The sequence below is a fragment of the Jiangella gansuensis DSM 44835 genome, from assembly GCF_000515395.1.
GTDB lineage: Bacteria > Actinomycetota > Actinomycetes > Jiangellales > Jiangellaceae > Jiangella > Jiangella gansuensis.
Genome location: NZ_KI911782.1, coordinates 4,987,878 through 5,014,055 on the forward strand (window position 1 = coordinate 4,987,878; position 26,178 = coordinate 5,014,055).

General features: G+C 71.3%; 24 protein-coding genes. 14 read left to right on the forward strand and 10 right to left on the reverse strand.

Annotated features, from left to right (window positions below):
* Positions 1-5 precede the first annotated feature (5 nt).
* Genes JIAGA_RS0123580 through JIAGA_RS0123605 form a run of 6 tightly spaced genes read left to right on the forward strand, consistent with a single transcriptional unit; the run spans position 6 to position 5,082 of the window.
* Positions 6-770 carry a creatininase family protein gene (locus JIAGA_RS0123580; protein ID WP_026877559.1) on the forward strand — a complete coding sequence of 255 codons (765 nt, stop codon included), beginning with the start codon at positions 6-8 and terminating at the stop codon, positions 768-770.
* Entirely contained in the window at positions 767-1,687 is a 921-nt protein-coding gene (locus tag JIAGA_RS0123585) for a dihydrodipicolinate synthase family protein (protein WP_026877560.1), read from the forward strand. Before JIAGA_RS0123580 ends, JIAGA_RS0123585 begins: the two co-directional genes overlap by 4 nt.
* A gap of 55 nt (positions 1,688-1,742) precedes the next feature.
* The gene (locus tag JIAGA_RS0123590) at positions 1,743-2,660 is read left to right on the forward strand and encodes a 1,4-dihydroxy-2-naphthoyl-CoA synthase (protein ID WP_425402793.1); all 918 of its coding nucleotides are present in this window, start codon (positions 1,743-1,745) and stop codon (positions 2,658-2,660) included.
* Positions 2,661-2,666: 6 nt separating this feature from the next.
* Positions 2,667-3,104: a type II toxin-antitoxin system PemK/MazF family toxin gene (locus tag JIAGA_RS36270; RefSeq protein WP_157553456.1), complete on the forward strand. Its 438-nt coding sequence runs from the start codon at positions 2,667-2,669 to the stop codon at positions 3,102-3,104.
* Entirely contained in the window at positions 2,990-4,207 is a 1,218-nt protein-coding gene (gene menE, locus JIAGA_RS0123600) for an o-succinylbenzoate--CoA ligase (protein WP_084470017.1), read from the forward strand. The genes JIAGA_RS36270 and menE overlap by 115 nt, the downstream gene beginning before the upstream one ends.
* Positions 4,207-5,082, forward strand: coding sequence for a 1,4-dihydroxy-2-naphthoate polyprenyltransferase (locus JIAGA_RS0123605; RefSeq protein ID WP_026877563.1), 876 nt, complete (start codon positions 4,207-4,209; stop codon positions 5,080-5,082). The genes menE and JIAGA_RS0123605 overlap by 1 nt, the downstream gene beginning before the upstream one ends.
* A 1-nt stretch (position 5,083) precedes the next feature.
* Here JIAGA_RS0123605 and JIAGA_RS34800 read toward each other — a convergent pair whose 3' ends face one another.
* The 3 genes from JIAGA_RS34800 to JIAGA_RS31955 all read right to left on the reverse strand — a co-directional run bounded on the left by JIAGA_RS34800 (position 5,084) and on the right by JIAGA_RS31955 (position 5,945).
* Positions 5,084-5,257 (reverse strand): hypothetical protein, encoded by a 174-nt coding sequence (locus JIAGA_RS34800; RefSeq protein WP_157553458.1) that lies wholly within the window; start codon positions 5,255-5,257, stop codon positions 5,084-5,086.
* 102 nt (positions 5,258-5,359) lie between these two features.
* Positions 5,360-5,593 carry a hypothetical protein gene (locus tag JIAGA_RS0123615; protein WP_026877564.1) on the reverse strand — a complete coding sequence of 78 codons (234 nt, stop codon included), beginning with the start codon at positions 5,591-5,593 and terminating at the stop codon, positions 5,360-5,362.
* Positions 5,594-5,630: 37 nt separating this feature from the next.
* Positions 5,631-5,945, reverse strand: coding sequence for a DUF4229 domain-containing protein (locus JIAGA_RS31955; protein ID WP_035812906.1), 315 nt, complete (start codon positions 5,943-5,945; stop codon positions 5,631-5,633).
* 681 nt (positions 5,946-6,626) lie between these two features.
* Here JIAGA_RS31955 and JIAGA_RS0123630 point away from each other — a divergent pair.
* Entirely contained in the window at positions 6,627-7,652 is a 1,026-nt protein-coding gene (locus JIAGA_RS0123630) for a TIGR03560 family F420-dependent LLM class oxidoreductase (RefSeq protein WP_026877566.1), read from the forward strand.
* Positions 7,653-7,874: 222 nt separating this feature from the next.
* Positions 7,875-10,277 carry an Ig-like domain-containing protein gene (locus tag JIAGA_RS31960; RefSeq protein WP_051426443.1) on the forward strand — a complete coding sequence of 801 codons (2,403 nt, stop codon included), beginning with the start codon at positions 7,875-7,877 and terminating at the stop codon, positions 10,275-10,277.
* Positions 10,278-10,343: 66 nt separating this feature from the next.
* On the opposite strand, the gene JIAGA_RS0123640 is transcribed toward JIAGA_RS31960, so the two are convergent.
* The 5 genes from JIAGA_RS0123640 to JIAGA_RS0123660 form a co-directional block, all read right to left on the reverse strand.
* Positions 10,344-11,789, reverse strand: coding sequence for a Gfo/Idh/MocA family protein (locus JIAGA_RS0123640; RefSeq protein WP_035812908.1), 1,446 nt, complete (start codon positions 11,787-11,789; stop codon positions 10,344-10,346).
* A 125-nt stretch (positions 11,790-11,914) separates the two neighbouring features.
* The gene (locus tag JIAGA_RS0123645; RefSeq protein WP_026877568.1) at positions 11,915-12,748 is read right to left on the reverse strand and encodes a class II fructose-bisphosphate aldolase; all 834 of its coding nucleotides are present in this window, start codon (positions 12,746-12,748) and stop codon (positions 11,915-11,917) included.
* On the reverse strand, positions 12,745-13,674 hold the full coding sequence (locus tag JIAGA_RS0123650; protein WP_245597232.1) for a 1-phosphofructokinase family hexose kinase: 930 nt from the start codon (positions 13,672-13,674) through the stop codon (positions 12,745-12,747). Before JIAGA_RS0123650 ends, JIAGA_RS0123645 begins: the two co-directional genes overlap by 4 nt.
* Positions 13,671-14,588 (reverse strand): ROK family protein, encoded by a 918-nt coding sequence (locus tag JIAGA_RS0123655; RefSeq protein WP_026877570.1) that lies wholly within the window; start codon positions 14,586-14,588, stop codon positions 13,671-13,673. The genes JIAGA_RS0123650 and JIAGA_RS0123655 overlap by 4 nt, the downstream gene beginning before the upstream one ends.
* Before the next feature lies 1 nt (position 14,589).
* Positions 14,590-15,483 (reverse strand): SIS domain-containing protein, encoded by an 894-nt coding sequence (locus JIAGA_RS0123660; protein ID WP_026877571.1) that lies wholly within the window; start codon positions 15,481-15,483, stop codon positions 14,590-14,592.
* A gap of 261 nt (positions 15,484-15,744) precedes the next feature.
* On the opposite strand from JIAGA_RS0123660, the gene JIAGA_RS0123665 reads away from it, so the two are divergent.
* From JIAGA_RS0123665 to JIAGA_RS0123680, 4 genes are all read left to right on the forward strand, one after another.
* Positions 15,745-16,998: an extracellular solute-binding protein gene (locus JIAGA_RS0123665; RefSeq protein WP_035815094.1), complete on the forward strand. Its 1,254-nt coding sequence runs from the start codon at positions 15,745-15,747 to the stop codon at positions 16,996-16,998.
* Positions 16,995-17,933, forward strand: a complete 939-nt coding sequence (locus tag JIAGA_RS0123670; protein ID WP_026877573.1) for a carbohydrate ABC transporter permease — start codon at positions 16,995-16,997, stop codon at positions 17,931-17,933. The genes JIAGA_RS0123665 and JIAGA_RS0123670 overlap by 4 nt, the downstream gene beginning before the upstream one ends.
* A 124-nt stretch (positions 17,934-18,057) precedes the next feature.
* Positions 18,058-18,861, forward strand: coding sequence for an ABC transporter permease subunit (locus JIAGA_RS0123675; RefSeq protein WP_035815099.1), 804 nt, complete (start codon positions 18,058-18,060; stop codon positions 18,859-18,861).
* Positions 18,862-18,970: 109 nt separating this feature from the next.
* The gene (locus JIAGA_RS0123680; protein ID WP_026877575.1) at positions 18,971-19,729 is read left to right on the forward strand and encodes a DeoR family transcriptional regulator; all 759 of its coding nucleotides are present in this window, start codon (positions 18,971-18,973) and stop codon (positions 19,727-19,729) included.
* A 94-nt stretch (positions 19,730-19,823) separates the two neighbouring features.
* On the opposite strand, the gene JIAGA_RS31965 is transcribed toward JIAGA_RS0123680, so the two are convergent.
* Complete coding sequence (locus JIAGA_RS31965; RefSeq protein ID WP_051426444.1) at positions 19,824-21,380, reverse strand: LCP family protein; 1,557 nt, start codon at positions 21,378-21,380, stop codon at positions 19,824-19,826.
* Between the two features lie 332 nt (positions 21,381-21,712).
* A complete protein-coding gene (locus JIAGA_RS0123690; RefSeq protein ID WP_026877576.1) occupies positions 21,713-22,219 on the reverse strand; it encodes a GNAT family N-acetyltransferase in 507 nt (168 codons plus the stop codon).
* A gap of 28 nt (positions 22,220-22,247) precedes the next feature.
* Here JIAGA_RS0123690 and JIAGA_RS0123695 point away from each other — a divergent pair, with 28 nt between their 5' ends.
* Both JIAGA_RS0123695 and JIAGA_RS31970 read left to right on the forward strand, forming a co-directional pair.
* Positions 22,248-23,906, forward strand: a complete 1,659-nt coding sequence (locus JIAGA_RS0123695) for a DNA repair helicase XPB (RefSeq protein WP_342673671.1) — start codon at positions 22,248-22,250, stop codon at positions 23,904-23,906.
* A 194-nt stretch (positions 23,907-24,100) separates the two neighbouring features.
* Positions 24,101-26,161 carry a HelD family protein gene (locus JIAGA_RS31970; RefSeq protein WP_051426445.1) on the forward strand — a complete coding sequence of 687 codons (2,061 nt, stop codon included), beginning with the start codon at positions 24,101-24,103 and terminating at the stop codon, positions 26,159-26,161.
* Positions 26,162-26,178 lie beyond the last annotated feature (17 nt).

Below are 26,178 nucleotides of genomic sequence, written 5' to 3' on the forward strand. Positions count from 1 at the left end.
CGCCGATGACGTACTGGGAACACCTGACCTCCGCGCGGCTCGGTGCCGTCGAGCAGGCGGTGCCGGTCGTGCTGCCGCTGGGCGCCGTCGAGCAGCACGGGCCGCACCTGCCGCTGGCCACCGACCGCATGATCGTCGACCACTTCTGCCGGGAGCTCGACCGCCGGCTGGGCGACGAGGTGCTGATCCTGCCGACCATCTCGGTGGGCTACTCGCGCCACCACGACGACTTCCCGGGCACGCTGTCGCTGAGCCACGAGACCCTGCTGCGCCAGATCGTCGAGACCGCCGGTTCCGCGCTGGAGCTGGGCATGTCGAACCTGCTCCTCCTCAACGCGCACGGCGGCAACGAGGGCATCGGCCAAGTGGCGCTGGAACACCTCGGTCACCGCTGGCCCGACCGCACCATCGTGCGGACCACCTGGTGGCAGGTGGCCGCGGATGCCCTGTTGGAGCTGAGCACCACCGGCCCGGGCGGCGTCGGACACGCCTGCGAGCTGGAGACGTCGCTGCTGCTGTCGTTCGCCGCGCCGCTGGTCGACACGTCGGCCATCCCGGCCCGGGCGAACACCAGCGCCTACAGCTGGGACGTCGCGGACATGCTGCGCGGTGCGCCCGCCATCGCGTACCGGCGGTTCGCGGACGTGTCACCGACCGGCGTGTTCGGCGACCCCCGCGCGGCCACGGCCGAGAAGGGCGCCCGGATCAGCGAGGTCGTGTCGGACCGGCTGGTCGGCCTGGTCCGCTCCCTGCGGGCGGGACCGCGATGACGCCCGGCCGCATCGGCGGCGTCGCCCCGGTGCTCGAGGTTCCGTTCACCATCGCTGGTGAGGTGGACGAGGCCGGCTTCGCCCGCGTGGTCGACCACGTCCTCGGCACCGGGGTCACGGCGGTGATGTTCCCCGGATTCGCGTCGGAGTTCCACAAGCTCGACGACGCCGAACGCGACCGGCTCACCGGCATCCTGCTGGAACGCACGGCCGGGCGCGAGGCCGCCGCGATCGTGTCGGTGCCCGACCACGCCACCGCGATCGCGGTCCGCCGCGCCCGAGCCGCCGTCGGCGCCGGCGCGGACGCGATCAACCTGCTGCCGCCGCACTTCCTGTCGCCGCCAGGCGCGCAGGTGCTCGCACACGTCGAGGCGGTCCTCGACGCCGTGCCGTCGACACCCGTCGTCCTGCAGTACGCCCCGGCCCAGACCGGCACCGTCCTGAGCCCGCGGAGCATCCGCGACCTCGCCGGCCGGCACCCGAACCTGCGCTTCGTCAAGGTGGAAGCGGTACCGCCGGGTCCGGTCATCACCGCGCTGGGCGACGGCGACCCGCCGATTCCCTGCCTCGTCGGCTACGCGGGAGTCCAGTTGCCCGACGCGCTGCGGCGCGGGACCGCCGGCGTCCAACCCGGCTGCTCGTTCGTGGAGCTGTACGTGCGGATCTGGGACCTCTGGTCGGCCGGCGACACCGACGCGGCGCTCGCCTTGCACACCCGGATGCTCCCGTACCTCGCCTCGTGGATGCAGGACGTGGAGCTGGTCATCCAGGCGGAAAAGACGATCTCGCAACGCCGCGGGCTGATCGACCACGACGTGTGCCGTGCGCCGTACCGCCCGCTCGACGCGTACGAGTCCGCCCTGGTGGAACGCTTCCTCGACGAGTTCGGCGACCTGCTGCCGCCGGTGACCCGCTGACGGTCCCGGCGACGCCACCCGGTGCTGCCGGCCGCAGCGCCGCGGCATTAGCGTGATCCACGTGACGACCCAACCGTTCGACCCCGCTCACTGGCGCCCGGTAGAGGGCTTCGACTTCACCGACATCACGTACCACCGGCAGGTCGCCGCGGGCCACGACCAGGGCACCGTCCGGATCGCCTTCGACCGGCCGGAGGTACGCAACGCGTTCCGCCCGCACACCGTCGACGAGCTGTACCGGGCCCTGGACCACGCCCGCATGACCCCGGACGTCGGCTGCGTCCTGCTCACCGGCAACGGGCCGTCACCGAAGGACGGCGGATGGGCGTTCTGCTCCGGCGGCGACCAGCGCATCAGAGGCCGGACCGGTTACCAATACGCCAGCGGCGACTCCGTCGAGACCGTCGATCCCGCCCGCGCCGGACGGCTGCACATCCTCGAGGTCCAGCGGCTGATCCGGTTCATGCCGAAGGTCGTCATCGCGGTCGTCCCGGGCTGGGCCGCCGGCGGCGGGCACAGCCTGCACGTCGTCTGCGACCTCACCCTCGCCAGCGCCGAACACGCCCGCTTCAAGCAGACCGACGCCGACGTCGGCTCGTTCGACGGCGGGTACGGCTCGGCCTACCTCGCCCGGCAGGTGGGTCAGAAGTTCGCCCGCGAGGTCTTCTTCCTCGGTGACGAGTACAGCGCCGCCGACGCGCATCGCATGGGCATGGTCAACGCCGTGGTCCCGCACGCGGACCTGGAGACCGTCGCGCTCGCCTGGGCGGCGAAGATCAACGGCAAGAGCCCGACTGCCCAGCGGATGCTGAAGTACGCCTTCAACGCCATCGACGACGGCATGGTCGGCCAACAGGTCTTCGCCGGCGAGGCGACCCGGCTCGCCTACATGACCGACGAGGCGGTCGAGGGCCGCGACGCGTTCCTGGAGAAGCGCGAGGCGGACTGGTCGCGCTTCCCGTGGTACTACTGAGCACCAATGATCTCACCTCGAGTAGTAGACCCGTTCCTACTCACGGCAGGATCCCGGGGCGACGTCTACTGGGTGCGGCTGGAACCGGTCACCGGCTCGGAGCCGGACAAGACCCGCCCCGCGGTCATCGTCAGCAACGACGCGCTGAACCGCACAACCGAACGGTTGCGTCACGGGGTCGTCACCGTCGCGCCCGTCACCGGCAGCGTCCACCAGGTCCACACGTTCCAGGTCTGCCTCCCGGCCGGCACCGCTGCTGGCCCAACTCGATGCGGCCCTCCGAATCCACCTGAGGCTCTGAATCTCCGCTCCTCTAGGCTGAACGTGCGATGCAGACGACCCCTTCGACCAACCGGCCCCCCACCCGCGCCCTGGCCACGGTCGAGGTCCCGCTCCGGCCGGCCGTGGTGCCCCGGTTGCTGCCCGCGGTCGCCGCGGCCCTGACCGACGGCCCACCGCTGCTCCCGCTCCCGACGGCACCCCCGGCGGTCCGGGACGCGCTGCTGGCGGAACTGCGCCCGGCCCGCCCGGCCGAGGACGACGTCGCGCTGGTCGTGCCGACATCCGGGTCCACCGGCCGGCCCAAGGGCGCCCTGCTCACCGCCGCCGCAGTCCGGGCATCCGCCGAGGCCACCCACGAGCGGCTGGGCGGCCCCGGCCGGTGGCTGCTGGCTTTGCCGGCCACTCACATCGCCGGGCTCATGGTGCTGGCCCGGTCGGTGGTGGCCGGCACCGAACCGGTAGCGGTCGATCTCACCGGCGGCTTCGACCCGGAGCTGTTCGCCGCCGCCAGTATCCAGCTGTTCGCCGGCACCTCGCGGCGCTACACCGCGCTGGTGCCGCGCCAGCTGGCCGCGCTGCTCGACGCCGGCGGCGCACCCACGCAGGCGCTGGCGGGTTACGACGCCGTCCTCGTGGGCGGCGCCCGGGCCGGCGACGACGTCCTCGCACGTGCCCGCGCCGCCGGGGTCCAGGTCGTCACCACCTACGGCATGACCGAGACCTGCGGCGGCTGCGTGTACGACGGCGTCCCCCTCGAGGACGTCAAGGTGGCCGTCGCCGACGACGGCCGCATCCGGCTCGCCGGCCCCATACTGGCCAGTGGCTACCGGCTGCGGCCGGACCTCGCGGAGGCGTTCGCCGACGGCTGGTTCACCACCTCCGACCTCGGGTCGCTGCGGCCGGACGGCAGCCTCGAGGTCATCGGCCGGGCCGACGACGTCGCCGTGTCCGGCGGGGTCAACGTCCCCCTGGCAGCCGTCGACGCCCTGGTCGCCTCGCACCCGCAGGTGGCCGAGGCGCTCACCGTCGCCGCCGACGACGAGCAGTGGGGCGAGCGCATCGTCGTCGCTGTCGTGCCGGTGTCCGCGGATCAGCCGCCGGACCTCGACTCCATCCGGGCGCACGTGCGCCGGAGCTCTCCCGTCGCCTACGCACCCAAGGAGCTGGTCGTGCTCGACGCGTTGCCCACCCTCCCCGGCGGCAAGACCGACCGCCGTGGCCTGGCCTCGCAGCTGGGCCTCACCGAGCCGGGGACGAGCCGCTGATGGCGACGGTGGGCCAGTGGGTCGAGGGCGCCCGCCCGCGCACCCTGCCGGCCGCGGTGGCGCCGGTGCTCGTCGGGACGGGCGCGGCCGCGGCCGCGGAGTCCGCACACCTCGGACGCGCCCTGCTGGCGCTGGCCGTCGCCCTGGCACTGCAGGTCGGCGTGAACTACGCCAACGACTACTCCGACGGGGTCCGCGGCACCGACGACAACCGCGTCGGGCCGTTCCGGCTGGTCGGGTCCGGGTCGGCCACGCCCGCACGCGTCAAGACCGCGGCCCTGGGCAGCTTCCTCGCGGCAGGTGTGTTCGGAGCGGTCCTGATCGCCTGGTCCGGACACTGGTGGCTGTTCGCCGTCGGCGCCCTGGCCATCGGCGCCGCCTGGTACTACACCGGAGGCCGCAGCCCGTACGGCTACCGCGGGTTCGGTGAGATCTCGGTGTTCCTCTTCTTCGGGCTGGTGGCCGTCGCGGGCACCACCTATGTGCAGGCCGATCGGATCACCGCGACAGCGCTGGTCTCCGCGGTGGCCGTCGGCTGCCTGGCCTGCGCGCTGCTGCTGGTCAACAACATCCGCGACGTGCACACCGACGTCGTCAGCGGCAAGCGGACCCTCGCGGTCATTCTCGGCGAGCAGCGCAGCCGGATGTTGTACGCCCTGCTGATGGCGGTTCCGTTCGCCATTGTGGCGGGCCTGGCCGCGGCCGGGCAGCCGTGGAGCGCACTGGCCCTGCTGTGCGCCCCACTGGCCGCCGCGACCGCTCGCCCCGTCCTCGGCAAGGCCACGGGTACCGCGCTGATTCCGGCACTACGCCGGACCGGCATGACCGAGCTGGTCTTCGCGATCCTCCTGACGGTGGGTCTGACCGTCAGCTGACTCACGCGTGCCGGCGCGCCCGGCGGGGGCCGGTGTAGCCGCGGTCCTCGCTGGGGATCCGGGCGACAATGGCCGCGCGCAGGTCCTGGAACAGCGACATCGACTCGCCGCGGTGACGGCCGCGCTTCGTCCGGGTGTCGTTCGTCGCGTGCCGCTCGTATTCGTCGTTCACCATGAGAACCTCCTGTGTTGAGGACGGCGCCTTTCGGCCCCGTCTGCCCCTCAAGACAGGAAGCGGCCGGGATCATGACGCGGCCCACGCAAGATTTTCCTGGAGTCAGTTCTCGTGTCGCGCAGACGGCACGTCGGGTGCGTCATCGAGATCGTTCAGGTCCCGGCCAGGTGCGTCCGAGCTGATTCCCAGACCGCCGGACGGCCGCTGTGGGTGCACCATGCCGTCCTGAGCGCCGATTTCGTCGAGGGCGGCGTCGGTGGTGCGTTCCCGATCGATCTCACGAGGGTCCTCGCCCGGCGTCGGACCCGGCTTGGTGCGTCGATCTTCCTCGGTCATGGCCGGTATCTACCCACTCATGCCGGTTGTACGCGCCTCAGCGCTCCTGGCGGTGATCGGTGTCCGCGCGGTCATGCTGCTCGGTCGCGTCCGGACTGTCGGCGGACCGAGTCCGTCGCTCGTCGTCCCACGCGTCCTCGGCGGCGGTGCGCTCACGGATGGTGCTCAACCGCCGGTCCCAGGCGACCGACACCTGATCGCGGCTGCGGCGCAGGGCGAACAGGCTGACCAGGCCGGAGACGAAGAGCGCCCCGGCCACGAGCACGAAGCCACGCAAACCCACCAGCCACAGCAGCGCGCCGACGACCACCAGGACGAGCGCCCGCAGCAGGGTGTACCGGAGAAGTGCCATAACGGCTTCAGTCTACGGGCTGGTCCGCCGCCGGCCGTTCCGCCGGTGCGCTGGCTTCCTGGCTGTGGGTGACGTCCTGGCCCTCCGTACCGCAAAACGCCGGAAAGCGGACCTCGAACGTCACCCAGAGCCAGGACGTGACGTAGACCCAGGACGCTGGTACGCCCGCGCCGTATCCAGCCAATTCCACCAAATCGGTACCGCCACGGCCGCCGGTGTCGTAGGGTCGGTCCAGCGGGTCCGGGAAGTGACTTTCCGAAGAGCTGGCATCCGGGGTTCACAGCCAGCCGCGCTGGATTTCGAGTCGCCCCCGTTCTGTCCATCCCGGGCCCGCGCCACTCCTCGAGGCCGTCATGGAGATCGACGAGGGCGCCGTCGGCGGGAACGATCAGGTGACTGTTCGGGCCGCATCCTCGTCCTGATGTCACCTGATCACTTTGTGTCCACATGCTGGGCACGATCAGGTGCCCGACCCGCCCCCTGGTGCGGCCGTCACCTGATCGTCGTCACGGCTCCGATCATGCGACAGATCGACGATCAGGTGACACCCCGCCGATCACGATGCCGCCGCGCCGGACACGCACACCCGGGCGGCCGGTCCCGATCGGCACGGGAGGCGACGCCCAGGTCGTCACCCTCGGCGGCGCACACCCCTAAGTTGGGTACATGACTTCTTCTCCCATGCGTTTCGGGCTCTTCGTGCCGCAGGGCTGGCGGCTCGACCTCGTCGACATCGCCCCGGAGGACCAGTGGGCGACGATGTCGCGGGTAGCCGGGCACGCCGACCGCGGCGAGACCTTCGAGTCGCTCTGGGTCTACGACCACTTCCACACCACGCCGGAACCGACCGAGGAGGCAACCCACGAAGCGTGGTCGCTGATGGCCGCGCTCGGCGCCGCCACCCAGCGCATCCGCCTCGGTCAGATGTGCACCTGCATGGCGTACCGGAACCCCGCGTACCTGGCGAAGGTCGCCGCGACCGTCGACATCGTGTCCGGTGGCCGGGTCGAGATGGGCATCGGCGCCGGCTGGTACGAGCACGAGTGGCGGGCGTACGGGTACGGCTTCCCGTCCGCCGGCGACCGGCTGGCCATGCTCGACGAGGGCGTGCAGATCATGCGGCAGGCATGGACCCACGGCGTCGCGACGCTCGACGGCGAGCACTACCAGGTGGACGGCGCCATCTGCCGGCCGCTGCCGTTGCAGGACGACGGGATTCCGCTGTGGATCGCCGGCGGTGGCGAGAAGGTCACGCTGCGCATCGCGGCGAAGAACGCCCGCGGAGCACGGGACGCCGGCCTACGCAGTCACACGTCGTACACGAACTTCGGCGGGCTGCCGGACCTGTTCCGGCACAAGTCGGAGGTGTTGCGGCAACACTGCGTCGACCTCGGGACCGATTTCGACTCCATCACCCGTTCGGCGAACTACAACGTGGTCGTCGGGCAGACGCAGTCCGAGGTCGACGACCAGTTGGCCCAGTTGGCCGACCGGAACGCCCGGTTCCTCAGCAAGGAGAAGGCCGAGTCGTCCATGAAGGCCGTCGTCAACAGCCCGGCGGTCGGCACGACCGAGCAGGTCGCCGAGGCGCTGCGGGAACTGCGCGCTCTCGGCATGACGTACGCCATCTGCTACTTCCCGTTCGCCGCGTACGACCTCGGCACGGTCGAGCTGTTCGAGAAGGAGGTCGCGGCCGCGCTGCGCTAGCCAGCCGGACGGCGGGCGGGTGTGCCGCCCGCCGTCGACCCGCGAGATACCGGTCAACCGGTTGTCCGCTTGCGGCCAAGGATGGTCCGAAACGTTGCTCACCACCCGATTCGGCCACTTACGTTGTGACACGCCACTGCACGCGCAGTCTCGCCCGACCGGCAGCAGCCAGGAAGGCGCCGCGAAGGTGTTCCGTGCATCGTCATGACTGGAGGAGTTCCGGTGACCGAAACGCCCCCGCCCAAGCCGGCCAACGGGATCGGCCGGCGCAGTTTCCTCGTCGGCGCGGCCCTCACGCCTCCGGCCATCATGGCCGTCCAGCAGGTGCGGGCACCCGCGGCTCGAGCCGAACCCGGTGCTGCCCCCGCCGCCGCTCAGACACCGGCGGGAGGCGGGGCGCCCGACGTCCCGGCTCCTGGAAAGCTCGAGAAGCGCACGCCGCCTGCCCAGCAGCAGGCCGTTGTCGGCAACACGGTGCCGGCGTTCCCCGGCGCCGAGGGTGCCGGCAAGCTGACCACCGGCGGCCGCGGGCACGCGGTCTACGAGGTGACGACGCTCGCCGACTCCGGCCCCGGGTCGCTGCGGGACGCGGTGTCACAGAGCAACCGCATGATCGTCTTCCGCGTGGGCGGCACGATCGAACTCGAGGGCGGGCTCGACGTCGTCGGGTCGAATCTCACGATCGCAGGACAGACAGCGCCGGGCGACGGCATCGCGGTGGTCAACAACGAGTTCAGCATCAAGGGCGACAACATCATCGTCCGCTACCTGCGGGTCCGCGCCGGGGACCGGATGCAGGCGGCCATCGACACCTTCAACGGACGGGGACGGCGCAACCTCGTGATCGACCACTGCTCGATCGCGTGGGGCATTGACGAGTGCTTCTCCCTCTACGGCAACTACGACGTCACCGTGTCGCACTGCATCATCGCCGAGGGGCTGACGATGTCGGCACACGAGAAGGGCCGGCACGGGTACGGCGGCCTGTGGGGCGGCGAGAACGTCACCTACCACCACAACCTGCTGATCCACCAGGGCGGGCGGAACCCGCGGTTCAGCTTCACCGAAGACATGGAGCAGCTGGTCGATCACCGCAACAACGTCATCTACGACTACGGGTTCACCTCGTGCTTCGGCGGCGAGTGGTGCGAGGGCGTGAACCTCGTCGCCAACTACTACAAGCCCGGGCCGGCCACACTCGCCGAGATCGCGCCCGAGATCCTCGCGGCCGGACGGGGCGGCGCGTGGCACGTGTCCGGGAACGTCATCGAAGGGCATCCGGAGGTCACCGAGGACAACCGGGCCGGCATCGACGTCCCCGTCGGCGGCATCACGCTCCTGCCGGACCCGGTCCCGTTTCCCCATGAGGTCAGCACGCAGCCGGCGGCGGAGGCCTTCGAGACGGTGCTGGCGGGAGTCGGCGCGAGCCTGCCCCGCTACGACGCGGCCGACGCCCGGTTGCTCGCCGATGTCCGCAACGGCACCGGCCGGCTGATCAACTCCCAGAGTGAGGTCGGCGGTCATCCGCCGCTGGAGTCGGCCGTGCCGCCCGTCGACTCCGACCACGACGGGATCCCGGACGAGTGGGAGCTCGCGCACGGCCTGGATCCGAACGACCCGTCCGACGGTCAGGCGATCGGCAAGGACGGCTACAGCAACCTGGAGCGGTACCTGAACTCCCTCCAGCCCGACGCGGCAGCCAACCCACAGGTGGCGATCACCTCGCCGACGCTCAACCAGGTCTTCTCCGCGACCGCGGCCGAGCAGGAGATCGTGATCGTCGCCGAGGCGACGCCCGACGGGGACGCCGAGATCACCGCGGTCGACTTCTTCGCCGGCGAGACGCATCTCGGCACGGTGGAGAAGGCGCCGTACCGGTTCGTCTGGAGCGGGGTCACCGACGGCACCTGGTTCCTCACCGCCCGGGCCACCGACAGCCGTGGCTTGAAGACCCAGTCCACGGGAACCCCCGTGCACGTGAACCGCACCACCAAGCTCACCGGCTGGACCTCGACCGACGTCGGTGACGTACCGATCGCCGGGTCCGCTGCGATGACAGCTGCCGACGCGTTCACGATCAAGGGCTCGGGCAAGATCTGGGCCGGCAACGACGCCTTCCAGTTCGTTCACCAGCGGATCGATGCGGGGCCGTCACGCGTCGTCGAGATCATCGCCCGGATCGACCGGATCGGGCGGCCGTACGAGGGCGTCTACGCCGGACTAATGATCAGGGAATCCCTCGAACCGGACTCGTCTTACTTCACCGGGGGCATCGGCCGGGCCCTGGCCGAGGGGCGGCGGGGCCCGATCGGCCCCCAGGGCGGAGTGCTGGGGAAGGCGTCCCGGTTCGCCGTCGACGGCGACGAGCCCAGCATCAGCCTGCACCCGGCCGGCGACAATGACGGCATGGAGGAACGGCCGTACTGGATCCGCGTGATCAAACGTGGCCTCGAGTTCGAGGCGCACCTGAGCCCCGACTCGCTGCAGTGGACCCGGATCGGCTACGAACGCATCCCGATGGCCGACCGGGTGTACATCGGCCTGGTGGTCGACGCCAACAAGGAGGCGAACGCGATCGACAACTATGTCTCGGCCGACTTCTCCGAGGTGCGGGTGCTCTCCTGACGTGGTGATCACGTTCCCTCGCGGCGCATATGAAACCGCGAGGGAACATGATCATGGGGAACGGGGTCAGCCGTCCAGCCAGGGGTCCTCGGGGCGCTCGCGGTCGAACGTGGGACGCGGGTCCTTCCAGTGGCCCCGGGTGAAGTCGGGCACCTTGACCGACTGCATGCGACCGCGCTTCATCGACTCGTGGCTCAGCGGGATGACCGAGCACCAGGCCGCGGAGTCGTAGACGTCGATGTCGGGCGTCATGCCCAGGCGCATCAGCTGGACCAGCCGGAAGATGGCGATGAAGTCACCGCCGCCGTGGCCGCCGTACTGGTCGGCCAGGTCCTCGAGGGCCGGCCACAGCCAGTGGTCGTGCTCGGCCATGATGGAGTTGAAGGTGCTGCCGGTCCGCCAGGCGTGGTTGGTGTGCCCCAGCGACTCCAGGTAGATGCGGGCGTTGTCGAGCTGGACGGTGCCGCGGGTGCCGGTGAGGCTGGTCTCGCGGGAGTACGGGTGCGGCGAGTTTACGTCATGCTCGACCCGGATCATCAGGCCGTTCGCGGTCTTGATGAGAGCGGTGTGGCGGTCGCCGGAGATGTACTCGTCGTCGTCCCAGGAGGAATGGTCCGGCCCGACGCGGGGGTCCTCCTCGCGGAACAGGGCGAGGTTCATGGGCGGTGAGGCCACCGCGACGAGTTCGTCGAAACGGTCGCCGCGATTGATGTCCATGGCCGCGGAGACCGGGCCGAGGCCGTGCATCGGGTAGTGCAGGGCGTTCATGCGGGTCTGCCACCGCCGCCGCCAGTGCTCCGGGTGGTAGGCGCCGCCGAAGAGGTACGGCCAGCGCAGGTCGTGCACGTAGCCGCCGGAGGCGTGCTGCAGGTCGCCGAAGAGGCCGGCCTTGGCCATGTTGAACATCCGCAGCTCGGGCCGGAAGTAATTCACGTTCTCCAGCAGCATGCAGTGCTTGCCGGTGCGCTCGGAGGTGCGCACCAGGTCCCAGATCTCGTCCAGGTACGGCGAGATGGGCAGCTCGATGGCGACGTGCTTGCCGTTCTCCATGGCCGCCTTGGCCTGCGGGTAGTGCCATTCCCACGGGGTGGCGATGTAGACGAGGTCGATGTCGTCCCGCCGGAGCAGGTTGAGGTAGTCCTCCTCACCGTTCGAGTAGCCCACCGGCTCGACGTCCTGGAAGCCCTGGGCCATGATCCGCCCGATGGTGCGGTTGACCCGCTCCGGCACGATGTCCGCGACGGCGGTGACCTTGGAGACAGCGCCCCAGCGCACGTCCTGGCCGCCGCCACGCTGGCCGACCCCGATCAGGCCGACTCTGACCTCCTCGAAGCCTTCGAACGGCACCTCGGCCATGGACTTCTCGCGGCCGGGGACGCGAGGCGGCTCGCGGCGAGTGTCCGCGGCTGCGGTTGTAGTGGCGGCCGCGCCGGCGACACCGGCTGCGCCCAGGGCCGCACCCGACCGGATGACGTCACGGCGGGACGGTCGGAACCTGTTCGGACGGGACACCCGAATCACTCCTCTGATCGAACCTGCAAATTTTGATCCGATAGCGAGCATTATTGAGCAGCCAGGCTCGGCCCACAAGGGGTGGAACGGGTGAAATCCCCCGAGCGTCACCGCCGCCCGGCGAACTACGCCCGCAGCACGCCCAGCAGCCGGGCCGCCTCGGCCGCCACGGCGTCCCGGCCGGCGCCCACGTAGCGGCGCGGATCGGTCAGCGCGGCATCGCCGTCCAGCCGGCGGCGCACCTCGGCGGTGAACACGCCGTTGAGGTGCGTGGCGATGTTGACCTTGGTGATGCCGCTCTCGACGGCCTTGGTCAGCTCAGCGTCCGGCACCCCGGACGAGCCGTGCAGGACCAGCGGGACCGCGACGGCCGCGCGCAGGTCGGCGATGAGGCCGTGGTCCACGACGGCGTCGCGGGTGCGCATGGCGTGGGACGTCCCGACCGCCACGGCCAGCGAGTCGACCCCGGTGGCACCGGCGAAGGCGGCCGCCTCGGCGGGGACGGTGCGCGCGCCGGGTGCGTGTACGCCGTCCTTGCCGCCCACCTCGCCCAGCTCCGCCTCCACCGCCACGCCACGGGCATGGCAGTGCTCGACGACGGACCGCGTGGCCGCGACGTTGTCGTCGTAGTCGAGCTTTGAGGCGTCGAACATGACGCTGGGGAAGCCGAGCTCCACCGCCTCGCGGACCAGGGCGGCGTCCTCGGCGTGGTCGAGGTGGACGCACACCGGCACGCTGGCCGCCCGTGCCACGGCGAGCGTCGCCAGCCCGATCGGTTCCAGCGTGCCGTGGTAGCGCACGCAGTTCTGGCTGATCTGCAGCACCACCGGGGTGCCGGCCAGCTCGGCGCCGGCCACCAGGGCCTCGGCGTGCTCGAGCAGGATGACGTTGAAGGCGCCGACGCCGCGGTCGCGGGCGACCGCCCGGTCGAACAGCTCGGTGATCGGGGTCAGGGTCATACGACTCGCTCCGCGGACAGGGTGGGCAGGAAACGGCGATAGGCGGCGAGGTCGACCTCGCCGGCGACGTCGGCGAGCACCGCCGCGGCACCCAGCGCGGCCGCGCCGGCCAGCGCGTCGGGCCAGGGCGTGCCGGACAGCTGGGCATGCACGAGAGCGGCGACGGCGGCGTCCCCGGCACCCGTCGGGTTGCCGGTCACGCCGGCCACCGCGGGGACCCGCCACACGCCGTCGGCGTCCGCGCCGAGCAGGCCGTCGGCACCGCGCGACACGACGACGTGCCGAGCCCCGAGCGTCACCAGCCGGCGCGCGGCCGCCAGGACGTCGTCGCCGGTGGCGATGCCGGCCAGCTCGTCGGCGTTCGGCTTGACGAGGTCGGGCCCGGCCTCGATGGCCGCCAGCAGCGGCGGCCCGGAGGTGTCGACGGCGACGGGCACACCGGCGTCGCGGGCCAGCCCGACCAGCCGGGCCGGCAGGTCCGGTGGCGCCGCGGCCGGCAGGCTGCCGGAGACCACCAGCGCCCCCGCACCGGACAGCGCGTCGGCCGTGGCGGCCAGGAAGGCGACCCATTCGGCCTCGGTCAGCGGGCGGCCGGGCTCGTTCAGGGCCGTGGCCTCCCCATGAGCGTCGACGACGGTGACCGTGCGGCGGGTCTCGGCCGCAACCGGCACCGCCTGCACCCGGAAGCCGTCGTGGGCGGCGGCGCGCAACGCGTCGACCAGCCAGGTACCGGTCGGCCCGCCGGCGGGCACCACGACCCGGACGGGCACATCGAGCGCGCGCAGGACCCGGGCCACGTTGACGCCCTTGCCTCCGGGCCGTTGCAGCACCCGGCCGACCCGGTGCGACGCGCCCGGCGTGAGCGCTCCGACTTCATACGTGACGTCGGCGGCCGGGTTCGGTGTCACGCAGACCACGTGGCTCACGAGATCAGCTCCCAGGCCAGCAGCCCGGCGCCGACGCACCCGGCGAGGTCGCCAAGTTCGGCCGGCACCACCCGCGGCACCCGGTGGAACGTCAGCCGCTGCGCCAACCGCTCCCCCAGCGGATCGACCACGAGGTCGGCGGCCTCGCCGAAGCCGCCCCCGACAGCGATGATCTCCGGCGCGACGATCCCGGTCAGCATCGCCAGCCCGCGAGCCAGTGCGTCCAGTGCCTCGTCCCACACGGCGACGGCCGCCGGCTCGCCCGCGCGCACCAGTGCGGCGACGTCACGGCTGCCGTCGACCGGCCGTCCCGTCGCGGCCGTGTACCGGCGGGCCACCGCTGCGGCCGAGGCGACGGTCTCGAGGCAGCCGCGCCCGCCGCACGCGCACGGCAGACCGGTGCCGACGTCCACGTGCCCGATCTCGCCGGCATACCCCGCACCGGCGAACAGCCGCCCGTCCAGGACGAGCGCGGCCGCGATCCCCGTACCGACCGGCAGGAAGACGCTGTCTCGGGCGCCGCGGCAGGCGCCCACACGGTGCTCGGCCAGGCCACCGGCACGCACGTCGTGCCCCAGCACCACCGGGCAGTCCAGCCGCCGGGCCACGAGGTCGCGCAACGGCACGTCGCGCCACCCGAGGTTCTCCGCGGCGACCGCCAAGCCGGCCTGCTCGTCGACGATGCCGGGCACCACCAGGCCCAATGCGGCCGGCCCACCCGAGTCGGCGGCGGTCAGCTTCTCGACCACCGCAACGACGGCGTCGACGACCGGCTGTGCGTCGAGCCCGGGCGGTGGCGTGGCGACGCGGGTCAGGCGGCTCACGGTGCCGTCGGCGGCGACCACGCCGGCCTTGACGGAGGTGCCGCCGACATCGACGGCGACGACCGGCGGAGCGCTCTCGATGGGCCGCATCTCAGCCGGCCGGGAGGACGACCGACCGGGTCAGGTGCCGCGGCTGGTCCGCATCCAGCCCGCGGGACTGCGCGACGGCGACCGCCAGCCGCTGCGCCACGACGAGATGGGCCATCGGGTCCAGGTCGCTGGTGACGAAGCCGGCACCGGTGGCGGCGACGTCCGCGGCCAGCCCGGACGGCGGCGGGCCGAAGGACCACACCAGCCGTCCCTGCTCGGCGATCGAGATGGGCCCGTGCCGGTAGTCCATTGCCGGGTACGCCTCGGCCCAGAACTGCGCCGACTCGCGCAGCTTCAGCGCCGCCTCGTGGGCCAGGCCGACGGTCCAGCCACGCCCGACGAAACTGATCTGCTCCGCGCCGGTCCACGCGTCCAGCGGCTCCGCGAGCGCCTTCTCCGCGTCGTCGATGACCGGGCCGAGATCGTGCCCGAGGTGGGCACGCAGCAGGGCGAGTGTCGTCGTCGCGCACCGGGTCTGCACCACCGACCGCTCGTCGGCGAAGTCCAGCACGACCGACTCGGCGGCCGCGCCCACGACCGGCGAGTCCGCCACCGCGGTGATGGCGACCGTCCGGGTGCCGGACCCGGCCGCGTCGACGGCTGCCAGCAGGTCGAGGATCTCGGTGGTCGTGCCCGAACGGGTGATGGCCACGATGGTGTCGTAGCGGCGACCCCGGGGCACCTCGGACGCGGCGAACGCGTCGGTCTCGCCGGCTCCGGCCGCCTCGCGTAGGGCGGCGTAAGCCATGGCCATGAACCACGACGTGCCACAGCCGACCACCGCTACCCGTTCACCGGCGGCCGGTAACACCCGCATGGCCGGATCCAGGATGTCGGCGACGCGGCCCCAGCAGGCCGGCTGGCTGGCGATCTCCGCCCGGACGTGTTCGCTCATCGAGTGATCGTCTCCTCGTCCCCTGTCGAGCCCACGTCGGGCTCTGTCGCGGCTTGCATCATATCGAGCGAACAACGGATGAAACGAGCAGAGTCGGTCAGCGTCGGTCACCGCGATCATGATTGCGGTCGGGTCACGAACCATTGACACGGCTCGGCGACTCCACAAACATGGGTACCCACATTCGACAGATTGTGCGCGAAACGCGCATGAAACGCGTATAAACAATCATCGATCATCGGACCCTTGTTGGAGGCGGACGTGAGACGACTGGTGTCTTTGGCGGCGGCTGGCGTGGCGGCGGGCCTGACGCTCACCGCCTGCGGGTTCGGCGGCGACGACAGCGGTAGCGGCGGTGACGGCGACGGCGACGGCGGTTCGACCAGCCTGGACCTGCTGGTGCCGCAGTACAGCGACGGCACCACGGCGCTGTGGGAAGAGATCATCGCCTCTTTCGAGGAGGAGAACGACGGCATCACGGTCAACCTCGAGGTGCAGTCGTGGGACAACATCAACGACGTCATCCGCACCAAGGTGCAGGCCGGTCAGGCGCCGGACATCCTGAACATCGACGCGTTCAGCGGCTTCGCCAAGGACGACCTGCTGTACCCGGCCGAGGACGTGGTGTCCGCGGAGACTCTGGACGACTTCCAGGAGTCCTTCGTGGAGAACGCGTCGTTGGACGGCACGGTGTACGGGCTGCCGATGATCGCCTCGGCGCGAGCGCTGTTCTACAACCAGGATGTGCTGACCCAGGCCGGCATCACCGAGCCGCCGGCCACCTGGGACGACCTCCTCGCCGCGGCCACGGCCGTCACCGATCTGGGTACGGGCGTGTACGGCTACGGTATGCCGCTGGGCAGTGAGGAGGCTCAGGCCGAGACGTCCATCTGGACCTTCGGCGGCGGCGGTTCGTGGAGCGACGGCGACACGATCACCGTCGACACCCCGGAGAACCTGGCCGCGCTCGAGTTCATGAAGACCATGATCGACGCCGGCGCCACCCAGCCGGACCCTGGCGCCACCGACCGCACCCCGATGCTGGACGTGTTCGTGCAGGGCCAGATCGCCATGGCGGTCGGGTTGCCGCCCACGATCGGGCAGATCGAGGAGCGCAACCCCGAGCTCAACTACGGCATCGCGCCGGTACCCACCCAGGACGGCTCCCCGGTCACCCTCGGTGTCGCCGACCACCTGATGGCGTTCCGCAACGACGACGACAAGCAGGACGCGATCCGCGCCTTCCTCGACCACTTCTTCAGCCCCGAGGTCTACCTGAGCTTCGTCGACACCGAGGGCTTCCTGCCCACGACGATGTCCGGCGCCGAGGGAACGGCCAACGCCGAGCGGTTCGCCGACTTCCTCGCCGTGCTGCCGGACGCGCGGTTCTACCCGAGCACCAATGAGGCCTGGGCCGCCACCCAGGGTGCGCTGCAGACCCTCGTCGGGCAGATCCAGACCCAGGACGCCGCGTCCGTCCTGCAGCAGATCCAGGCCAGCGCCGACGACGCATGACCGCCCAGACCCAGACCCGCCCCGGCGGCCGGCCCACCCGCCGGCCGCGGGGCGGGCCCTCCCGCTGGGGCGCGTTGGCCCGGGCGCTGCCCTGGCTGGGTCCCACGCTGGTGCTCATGGCCGGGATCGTGTTCTTCCCGGCCGGCTACATGCTCTGGACGTCGTTTCGCGACCTGAGCCAGTTCGGCGTCGACAACGGACCGGCCGGCTTCGACAACTACGCCCGGCTGCTGGATTTCACCGCGCTGCCGCGGGTGCTGGGCAACACGGTGCTGTGGGTGGTCGGCGTGGTGGTCGTCACCGTGGTGATCTCGCTCGGGCTGGCCCAGTTCCTCGACAAGGCGTTCCCCGGCCGCCGGCTGGTGCGGCTCACCATCATCATCCCGTGGGCGGCCAGCGTCGTCATGACCACCACGGTCGTCTACTACGGGCTCGACCCGTTCTACGGCATCATCAACACCTTCCTGGTGGACGTCGGACTCCTGGACCGGCCGTACGGCTTCACCCGCAACGCCGTCCCCGCGTTCTTCACCGCGATGGGCATCGCCGTGTTCGTGTCGCTCCCGTTCACGACGTACACCCTGCTGGCCGGGCTGCAGACCATTCCGCCGGACATCCGCGAGGCCGCGCAGATGGACGGTGCCGGCCCCTGGGCGACCTATCGGCGCATCATCCTGCCGCTGCTGCGCCCGGCGCTGGCCGTGGCCACGATCATCAACATCATCAACGTGTTCAATTCGCTGCCGATCCTGCAGGTCATCACCGGCTCGATCCCCGGCTACAACGCCGACACGACCACCACGCTGATCTTCAAGTTCATCCGGGCGGACCGGCAGATCGACACCGCCAGCGCGCTGAGCGTCGTCAACTTCCTGATCGTGCTCGCCGTCATCCTCGTCTACCTGCGGGTCGTGCGGCCCATGAGGGAGGACTGACCCCTCCATGACCACTGCCGCCACCACCACGCCACCACCGGCCGACCCGGCCGCGGGCGCCGCCGCGCTGCAGCTCGACGCCCGGCGCCGCCCCCGCCGGCCCGGTGGAGCCCGCCGTCCGCTCATGGCCGCCGGCGGCGCCGTCATCGCCCTGGTGTTCGTGCTGCCGTACCTGATCATGCTGATCGGCTCGTTCAAGTCGCGGGCGGAGATCCTGCAGGTGCCGCCGACGTACCTGCCGCAGGAGTGGCTGCCGTCGAACTACGTGAACATGTGGTCGACGCCGGAGACGCCGCTGCCGTACAACCTGGTGTCCACCATCGTCATCGCCGTGAGCGCGACGCTGCTGGTGCTCTGCGTCGCGGCGCCCGCGGCCTACTACACCGCGCGGTTCCGGTTCCCCGGCCGCCTGGTCTTCCTGCTGCTGGTGTTGTGCACGCAGATGCTGCAGCCGACGGTGCTCGCGGCCGGGCTGTTCCGGCAGTTCGTCACCCTCGGCATCAACGACACCTGGCTGGCGATGATCCTGGTCAACGGCGCGTTCAACCTCTCCTTCGCGGTATGGATCATGCACAGCTTCTTCGCCGCGATCCCGCGTGAACTGGACGAGGCGGCCGCTCTGGACGGCGCGTCGCGGCTGCAGATCCTGCGCCGCGTGACCCTGCCGCTGGTCTGGCCAGGCGTCGTCACCGCCATCATCTTCACGTTCGTGGCGTGCTGGAACGAGTTCGCCGCCAGCCTCGTCATCCTGACCACAGCTGAGAACCAGCCACTCTCGGTCGCGCTGACCAAGTTCGTCGGCCAGTACGAATCGGCCTGGCAGTATGTGTTCGGGGTGTCGATCGTCGGCATCGTCCCGGTCGTGATCCTGTTCGCGCTCATCGAGAAGCGCCTCGTGGCAGGACTCACCGCAGGAGCCGTCAAGTAGGAAAGGGGACGCCCACGTGACGGACCAGCCGCTCGCGGAGCCCGGCGACGAGGGCACCAGCGAGGACGCCGAGGGGCAGACGCCCGATCGGGCCCGCCGCTGGCGGCAGATGCTCGACCTGCTGGCCGAGCGCGGGCGCCTCAGCGTCACCGACACCGCCGCCGCGCTGGCGGTGTCCGAGGCCACGGTGCGGCGCGACTTCACCGAGCTCGCCCGCCAGCAGCTGGTCACCCGCACCCATGGCGGTGTCCTGGCCACCTCGGTCGCCTACGATCTGCCTGCCCGCTATCGCTCGTCGTCCGGGCACGACCCGAAGGAACGCATCGCCGCCGCGGCCGCGGACATGGTGGAGCCCGGCATGGTGGTCGGCTTCAACGGCGGCACGACGACGTCGGCGACGGCGCGCCGCCTGGCCGCTCGCATCGAGCACGGGCCGCATTCCGGCGACCCGGCGTTGACCGTGGTCACCAACGCACTGAACATCGCCACCGAGATGGTGCTCCGGCCACACATCCGCACGGTGTCCCTCGGCGGCGTGGCCCGGCCGCAGTCGTACGAGATGACGGGGCCGTTGGCGACACTGGTCCTCAACGAGCTCTGGCTGGACATGCTGATCCTGGGCATCGACGGCCTCACCGCCAGCGGCGGTGCCTCGTGCCGGCACGTCGGCGAAGCCGGCATCAACGCTCTGATGGTGCAACGCGCCAGCAAGGTCGTCGTGGTGGGCACCGGCGACAAGATCGGGCACCGCGCGTTCGCCCGCATCTGCGACATCGACCAGGTCAACGTCCTGGTCACCGAGCCCAGCGCTGCCGAGGACGACCTCGCGGCGCTGCGATCCGCCGGCGTCGACGTCCGCGTCGTCTGACTCCGGCGGGGCCGGCGCGCCAGCGCTGACGGCGAGCACCTTGCGGCGTCGTCGATCGCGCCCAGCGCGGCACGCTGGGGGTGCTCGGCCGCTGTCAGCAGACCTCGTCGATGGACTGGGCGCCCCCGGGCTCGTCCGCACCCGGCGACTCCTCGCCCTCGGGCGCCGGGGACTCACCGCCGTCCTCTCCCTCGGCTGTCGGGTCGGTCGGCTCATCCTCGCCCGACGGCGTCTCGTCCGACCCGCCTGTCGGGTCACCGGTCGGGTCGCCGGTCGGGTCGCCCGTCGGCTCCTCAACCGGCGCCTCGGTCTCGGCCGGCGGCTCCAGCGACTCCGCGACGAACTCGCGGATGAGGTCGTAGTCGGCGTCGTCGTAGGCGATGATGTCGTTGGTGAACGGGAGGCTGCGCAAGCCGGCCTCCTGCACCTTGAGCGCCAGTTCGGCGAAGGCGGAGAGCCTGCTGGCCGGGATGTCCGTGGACATCGTCTCCTCGGCCGCGCTCGCCAGTTGCTGGTACCGGGTCAGCAGGTTGAACGGGTCCGCCTGGGACGCGATGGCACCGATGACACAACGTTGCCGGCGCATCCGCTCGTAGTCGTCGGACACCGGGCCGGGGCCGCAGCGTGCGCGGGCGAACCACAGCGAGTGGTAGCCGTCGAGGTGCTGGTTCTCCCCCGGCTCGATCCAGCCCTTGGCCTCGGTGCAACCGCCGTTGCGCTCCCTGGTGCCGATCGGAATGCGGTACGGGACGTCCAACTCGATGCCGCCCAACGCGTCGACGAGGTACTGGAAGCCGCGCAGGTTCACCATGACGTAGTAGGAGATGTCGAGCCCGAGCGCCTCACCGACCACCAGCTTCATCGCCTCGGCGCCCGGGTCGGCGATGCCTTCGAAGAACTCCGGGAACTCATAGGGCACGAACCGGTACATCGACGACAGCCAGTAGTACGCGTCCTCCTCGGGGCCGCGGAAGCCGTCGGGATACGCCTCGTGCAGCGGTGTGCCCTCGGGCATCGGGACGTCCAGCAGGTTGCGCGGCAGCGAGAACAGCGCGGCGTCGCCGGTGTCCGTGTCGATGCTGGCGACCATGACGGTGTCGGTCCGGGTCTCGTCGCGGCCCGGCCCCGCGTCGGAACCGAGAATGAGCACGTTGACGCGGTCCTGCCCCGCCCACGGGTCGGTGTCGGAGGCATCCTCCGGAATGGTGTGACTGGGCTGGTCGTCGTCGGCGAAGACGTTGCCGATGAACTCCACCTGCCGGAACGCGTACCGGCTGCCGAAGCTGATGGGCACGACCACGAGCGACACCAGGGTGATGACCAGCGCCGCCGAGACGAGACGCTGCGGCGCCCGCAACCCGCGTGGCTGCAGCAGGTAGAGGCCGAGGACGGCGATGAGGAGCCAGACGACCGCCAGCGCCAGCAGGCCCCGGGCCAGCCAGGTCAGGGTGTCCGGGTCAGTGCCCATGCGCGCGGCTTCGGTGATGTCGGTGCGCAGCAGTGCGACGATGGCGGCACCTACCGCCAGGACGAACAGGGTGAAGACGGTCCAGCCGAGCTTCTTCCGGCCGGCCGCGATGAGGCCGAGGCCCGGGACGAGCGCGCCGACGCCGACCTGACGCAGGAACCGGCGATACTCGGCCGGGCGCACGGCGGCGGATCGCTGCCCAGCGTCGGGCGCGGATGCCGCGGACGATTCCGGCGACGCCGGGCGCCCGGCCCCGCGTCTCCTGCGGCCCGTCGAGCCGCCCGTCTCGTCGCCGATCATCACTGCTGCCCGCGCTCAAAGGGCGTGGTCACCCGCGCGTGCGCGCCTCCTTCGTCGCGTATCCGCCCGGCGGGTGGTGCTGCCGGCCGTCATCCATGATTGTCAAGCCGATCCGTCGCCGGGTCATTGTGCCCGACCAGGACAAAAGTAACCCAGCCGCCCTGGTCCGGACGTGTATGACGGTCCCCGTGACACCGCACCGTGATGATGCGTCGCTACAGCTTGCGGACCATGAGCACCGAGTCCCGGTCGTCGCCCGGCGCGACCCGGATCATACCGGGCAGCCGGCCAACCTCGACGTAGCCGGCGGCCTCGTAGAACTGCCCCAGCCCTAGCCCGTCACGGTACGTGAGATGCAGGAACTCGAGTCCGTCGGCGCGCGCGATGTCGGCCAGACCGTCCAGCAGCACCCGGCCAGCGCCACGTCCCTGGAACCGCGGATGGATCTGCAGCCGCAACACGGTGGCCCAGTGCCGGAACAGCGGGTTGCCGGTGCCGACGATGAACGCGAAGCCGGCCCGCTCGCCGTCGACCCGCAGCAGGCCGACCGTCGTCGTGCCGGCGGCGACTCCGGCGAGCCCGTCCTCGAGTGCCGGGCGGACGTCGTCGGGACCCACCGGCGGGACGAAGCCCACCGCACCGCCGGCATTGGTGACGTCGACCCAGCAGCTCAGCATCCACGCCCGAAGGTCGTCGTCGACCTGGACGACGCGTTCGACCATTTCGCTCACGCCCCGACGGTACGGGACAATGGTGCACGTGAACGATGGCCCGTTGATCGTGCAGAGCGACAAGACCCTCCTCCTCGAGGTCGAGCATCCGCAGGCCGCCGAGTGCCGGCGGGCCATCGCGCCCTTCGCCGAGCTCGAACGTGCGCCCGAGCATGTCCACACCTACCGGCTCACGCCGCTCGGGCTGTGGAACGCACGCGCGGCCGGCCACGACGCCGAGCAGGTGGTCGACACCCTGCTCACCCACTCCCGCTACCCGGTCCCGCACGCGCTGCTGGTCGACGTCGCCGAGACGATGGCGCGTTACGGCCGGCTGCGGCTGGAGGGCCACCCGGTGCACGGGCTGGTGCTGATCTCCAGTGACCGCGCGGTACTCGAGGAAGTGCTGCGTTCCAAGCGCGTCACGCCTCTGGTGGGTGCCCGCGTCAGCGACGACACCGTCGTCGTCCACCCGTCGGAGCGTGGCAACCTCAAGCAGGCACTGGTCAAGCTGGGCTGGCCCGCCGAGGACCTGGCCGGCTACGTCGACGGCGAGGCCCACGCGATCGCGTTGGACGAGAGCGGCTGGCAGTTGCGCCCGTACCAGCGCGACGCCGCGGAGGGCTTCTGGCACGGCGGCTCCGGCGTCGTGGTGCTGCCGTGCGGGGCCGGCAAGACACTCGTCGGTGCCGCCGCGATGGCGCAGGCCCAGGCCACCACGTTGATCCTGGTCACGAACACCGTGGCGGCGCGGCAGTGGCGCGACGAGTTGCTGCGCCGCACCAGCCTCACCGAGGACGAGATCGGCGAGTACTCCGGGGCCAAGAAGGAGGTCCGTCCGGTCACCATCGCGACCTATCAGGTGCTGACCACCCGCCGGAAGGGCGTGTACACCCACCTGGAACTGCTCGACGCCCGCGACTGGGGGCTCGTCGTCTACGACGAGGTCCACCTGCTGCCGGCGCCCATCTTCCGCATGACGGCCAACCTGCAGGCCCGTCGCCGGCTCGGGCTCACCGCGACCCTCGTCCGCGAGGATGGCCGCGAGGACGACGTCTTCACCCTGATCGGGCCGAAGCGCTACGACGCGCCCTGGAAGGAGATCGAGAACCAGGGCTACATCGCGCCTGCCGACTGCGTCGAAGTGCGGGTGACGCTCTCGGACGGCGAGCGGCTCGCCTACGCCACCGCCGAGCCGGACGAGCGCTACCGCCTCGCCTCCTCCACCGATGCGAAGACGCGGGTCGTCGAGGGTCTGGTCAAACGGCACGCGGGCGAACCGACCCTGATCATCGGGCAGTACATCGACCAGCTCGACGAACTCGGCGAACGCCTCGACGCCCCGGTCGTCAAGGGCGAGACGACGGTCCGGGAGCGGCAGCGCCTCTTCGACGCGTTCCGGACCGGCGAGATCACCACGCTGGTCGTCAGCAAGGTCGCCAACTTCTCCATCGACCTGCCCGAAGCCAGCATCGCCATCCAGGTCTCCGGGACGTTCGGGTCGCGGCAGGAGGAGGCGCAGCGGCTGGGCCGCATCCTGCGCCCCAAGGCCGACGGCCGGACCGCGCGCTTCTACTCCGTCATCGTCCGCGACACCGTCGACCAGGACTTCGCCCAGCACCGGCAGCGCTTCCTCGCCGAGCAGGGCTACGCCTACCAGATCGCCGACGCCGAGGACGTCCTGCGCGGCGAGGGCTGAGCGCCGCCCTCGCGCGTGCGTCCGGCGGGGCGCCGCATTCGCGACAGACCGTTGCAGGTCTGAGCGCAGCGCTGCGCTCAGAGTCGCGGGCCAGTACGGGCCAGCCGGCTGTGCTAGGATCCCATGCCCTTCGCGACCGGACCGGTTCCCGGGCCGTCGGAAATGCCCCATCTTCCGCCGAGCCCCAGGAGGCCGTGACCGTGTCCGGGACCGATCCCACTCTCGAAGCCGAGCGCGAACACCTGCGCCGCGCCCGTGCTGACCTGCGCGCCATGCGCGAGCACACGCTCTCGCTCGACGCGCAGGGTGGCGACCACGTCTCCACCGAATATCTCAAGGCGGCGCTGTACCGGCGGGCCAAGGCGTTGGAGGACGACCCGTCCCTGCCGCTGTTCTTCGGCCGCATCGACCGGGTGGAGGCAGGCGCACCCGATGCTCCCGCAGAGGGGCAGGAGACCTTTCACATCGGCCGCCGGCACGTCATGGACGGCAACGGTGACCCGATGGTCGTCGACTGGCGAGCCGACGTGTCGCGGGCCTTCTACCGGGCCACCCGGGCCGACCCGATGGGCGTCGTGCTGCGTCGCCGGTACGGGTTCGCCGACGGCGACCTGACCTCGTTCGAGGACGAGCACCTGCTGGACACCAGCGAGGCCGACATCACCAGCCGCATCCTCACCGAGGAGATCGAGCGGCCGCGCGTCGGCCCGATGCGCGACATCGTCGCCACCATCCAGCCGGAACAGGACGAGGTGGTCCGCTCCGGCCTGGACCGTACGGTGTGCGTCCAGGGCGCTCCGGGCACCGGGAAGACCGCGGTCGGGCTGCACCGGGCCGCATACCTGCTGCACACCTACCGCAACCGGCTGGCTCGCAGCGGCGTCCTGGTCATCGGGCCGAACCAGGCGTTCCTCCACTACATCGCCCAGGTGCTGCCCACGCTCGGCGAGGTGGACGTCCGGCAGGTCACGGTCGCGGAGCTGGTCGGCTCGGTCCCGGTGCGCGCCGCCGACGTGCCGGCGGCCGCCGCACTCAAGGGCGACGCGCGGATGGCCGAGGTGATCCGGCGGGCGATCTGGTCGCACGTCGCCGAGCCGGCCGAGACGCTCTACGTCAGCCGCGGCACCCGGCGCTGGCGGGTGCCCGTGCACGAGGTCGCCGAAGCGATCGCCGTGCTGCGCGAGCGCGGCGACGGGTACGCGACGGCACGGTCGCTGCTCGGGCAGCGGCTCGCGCACCGCATCCTGCTGCGGATGGAGGCCGCCGGTGAGATCACCGACGACCGCGTGCAGAACGCCGTCGCCCGGTCGCGGCCGGTGAAGCAGTACGTCGACCAGCTGTGGCCGCCGCTGGACCCGGTGAAGCTGGTGATGCGGCTGCTCGGCGATCCGGACCTGCTGGCCACCGCCGCCGACGGGGTCCTGAGCGGCGACGAACGGGACCTGCTGCTCTGGGCCAAGCCGGCCAGAGGCCCGAAGACCGCGCCGTGGTCGCAGGCCGACGCCGTCCTCGTCGACGAAGCCACCGCCCTGCTGGAACGGGTACCCGGCGTCGGCCACGTGGTGCTGGACGAGGCCCAGGACCTGTCCCCGATGGAACTGCGCGCCGTCGCCCGCCGCGCCGGCAGCGGTTCCCTGACGGTCCTCGGCGACATCGCCCAGGGCACCACGCCATGGGCGACGCCGTCGTGGCCGGACGCGCTGCGGCACCTGGGCCGCGACGACGCCCACCTCGAGGTCCTGCGCAAGGGTTACCGCGTGCCGGCCGCCGTCGTCGGCTTCGCGGCCCGGCTGCTGCCGCTCATCGCGCCCGGCATCGCGCCGCCCGAAGCGGTCCGGTCCAACCCTGGCCGGCTGGACATCATGGCGGCCGACGGCGATCTGCCGGCCGCGCTCGCCTGGGTGGCGGCCGACGTGGCCGGGCGGATCGGTTCGGTCGGGGTCGTCGCCGCGGACGACACGGTCGACGACGCGGCCGCGGCGCTCACCGCCGCCGGGGTGGAGCACGGCCGGCTCGCCGACGACCTGCGCGTCACGCTGGTGCCCGCGACCCTCGCCAAAGGCCTGGAGTACGACCACGTGATCGTCGTGGAGCCGGCCCGCATCGTCGCCGCCGAGCCGAGCGGGCTCCGCCGGCTCTACGTGGTGCTGACCCGAGCCGTGTCGTCGCTCACCGTGGTGCACGACGCCGCCCTGCCGGAACCGCTGTCCGGGCCTGTGTCCAGGCCGGAACCGGTGGCCCACCAGGACGTATAGGGTCCCGATGCCCGCGA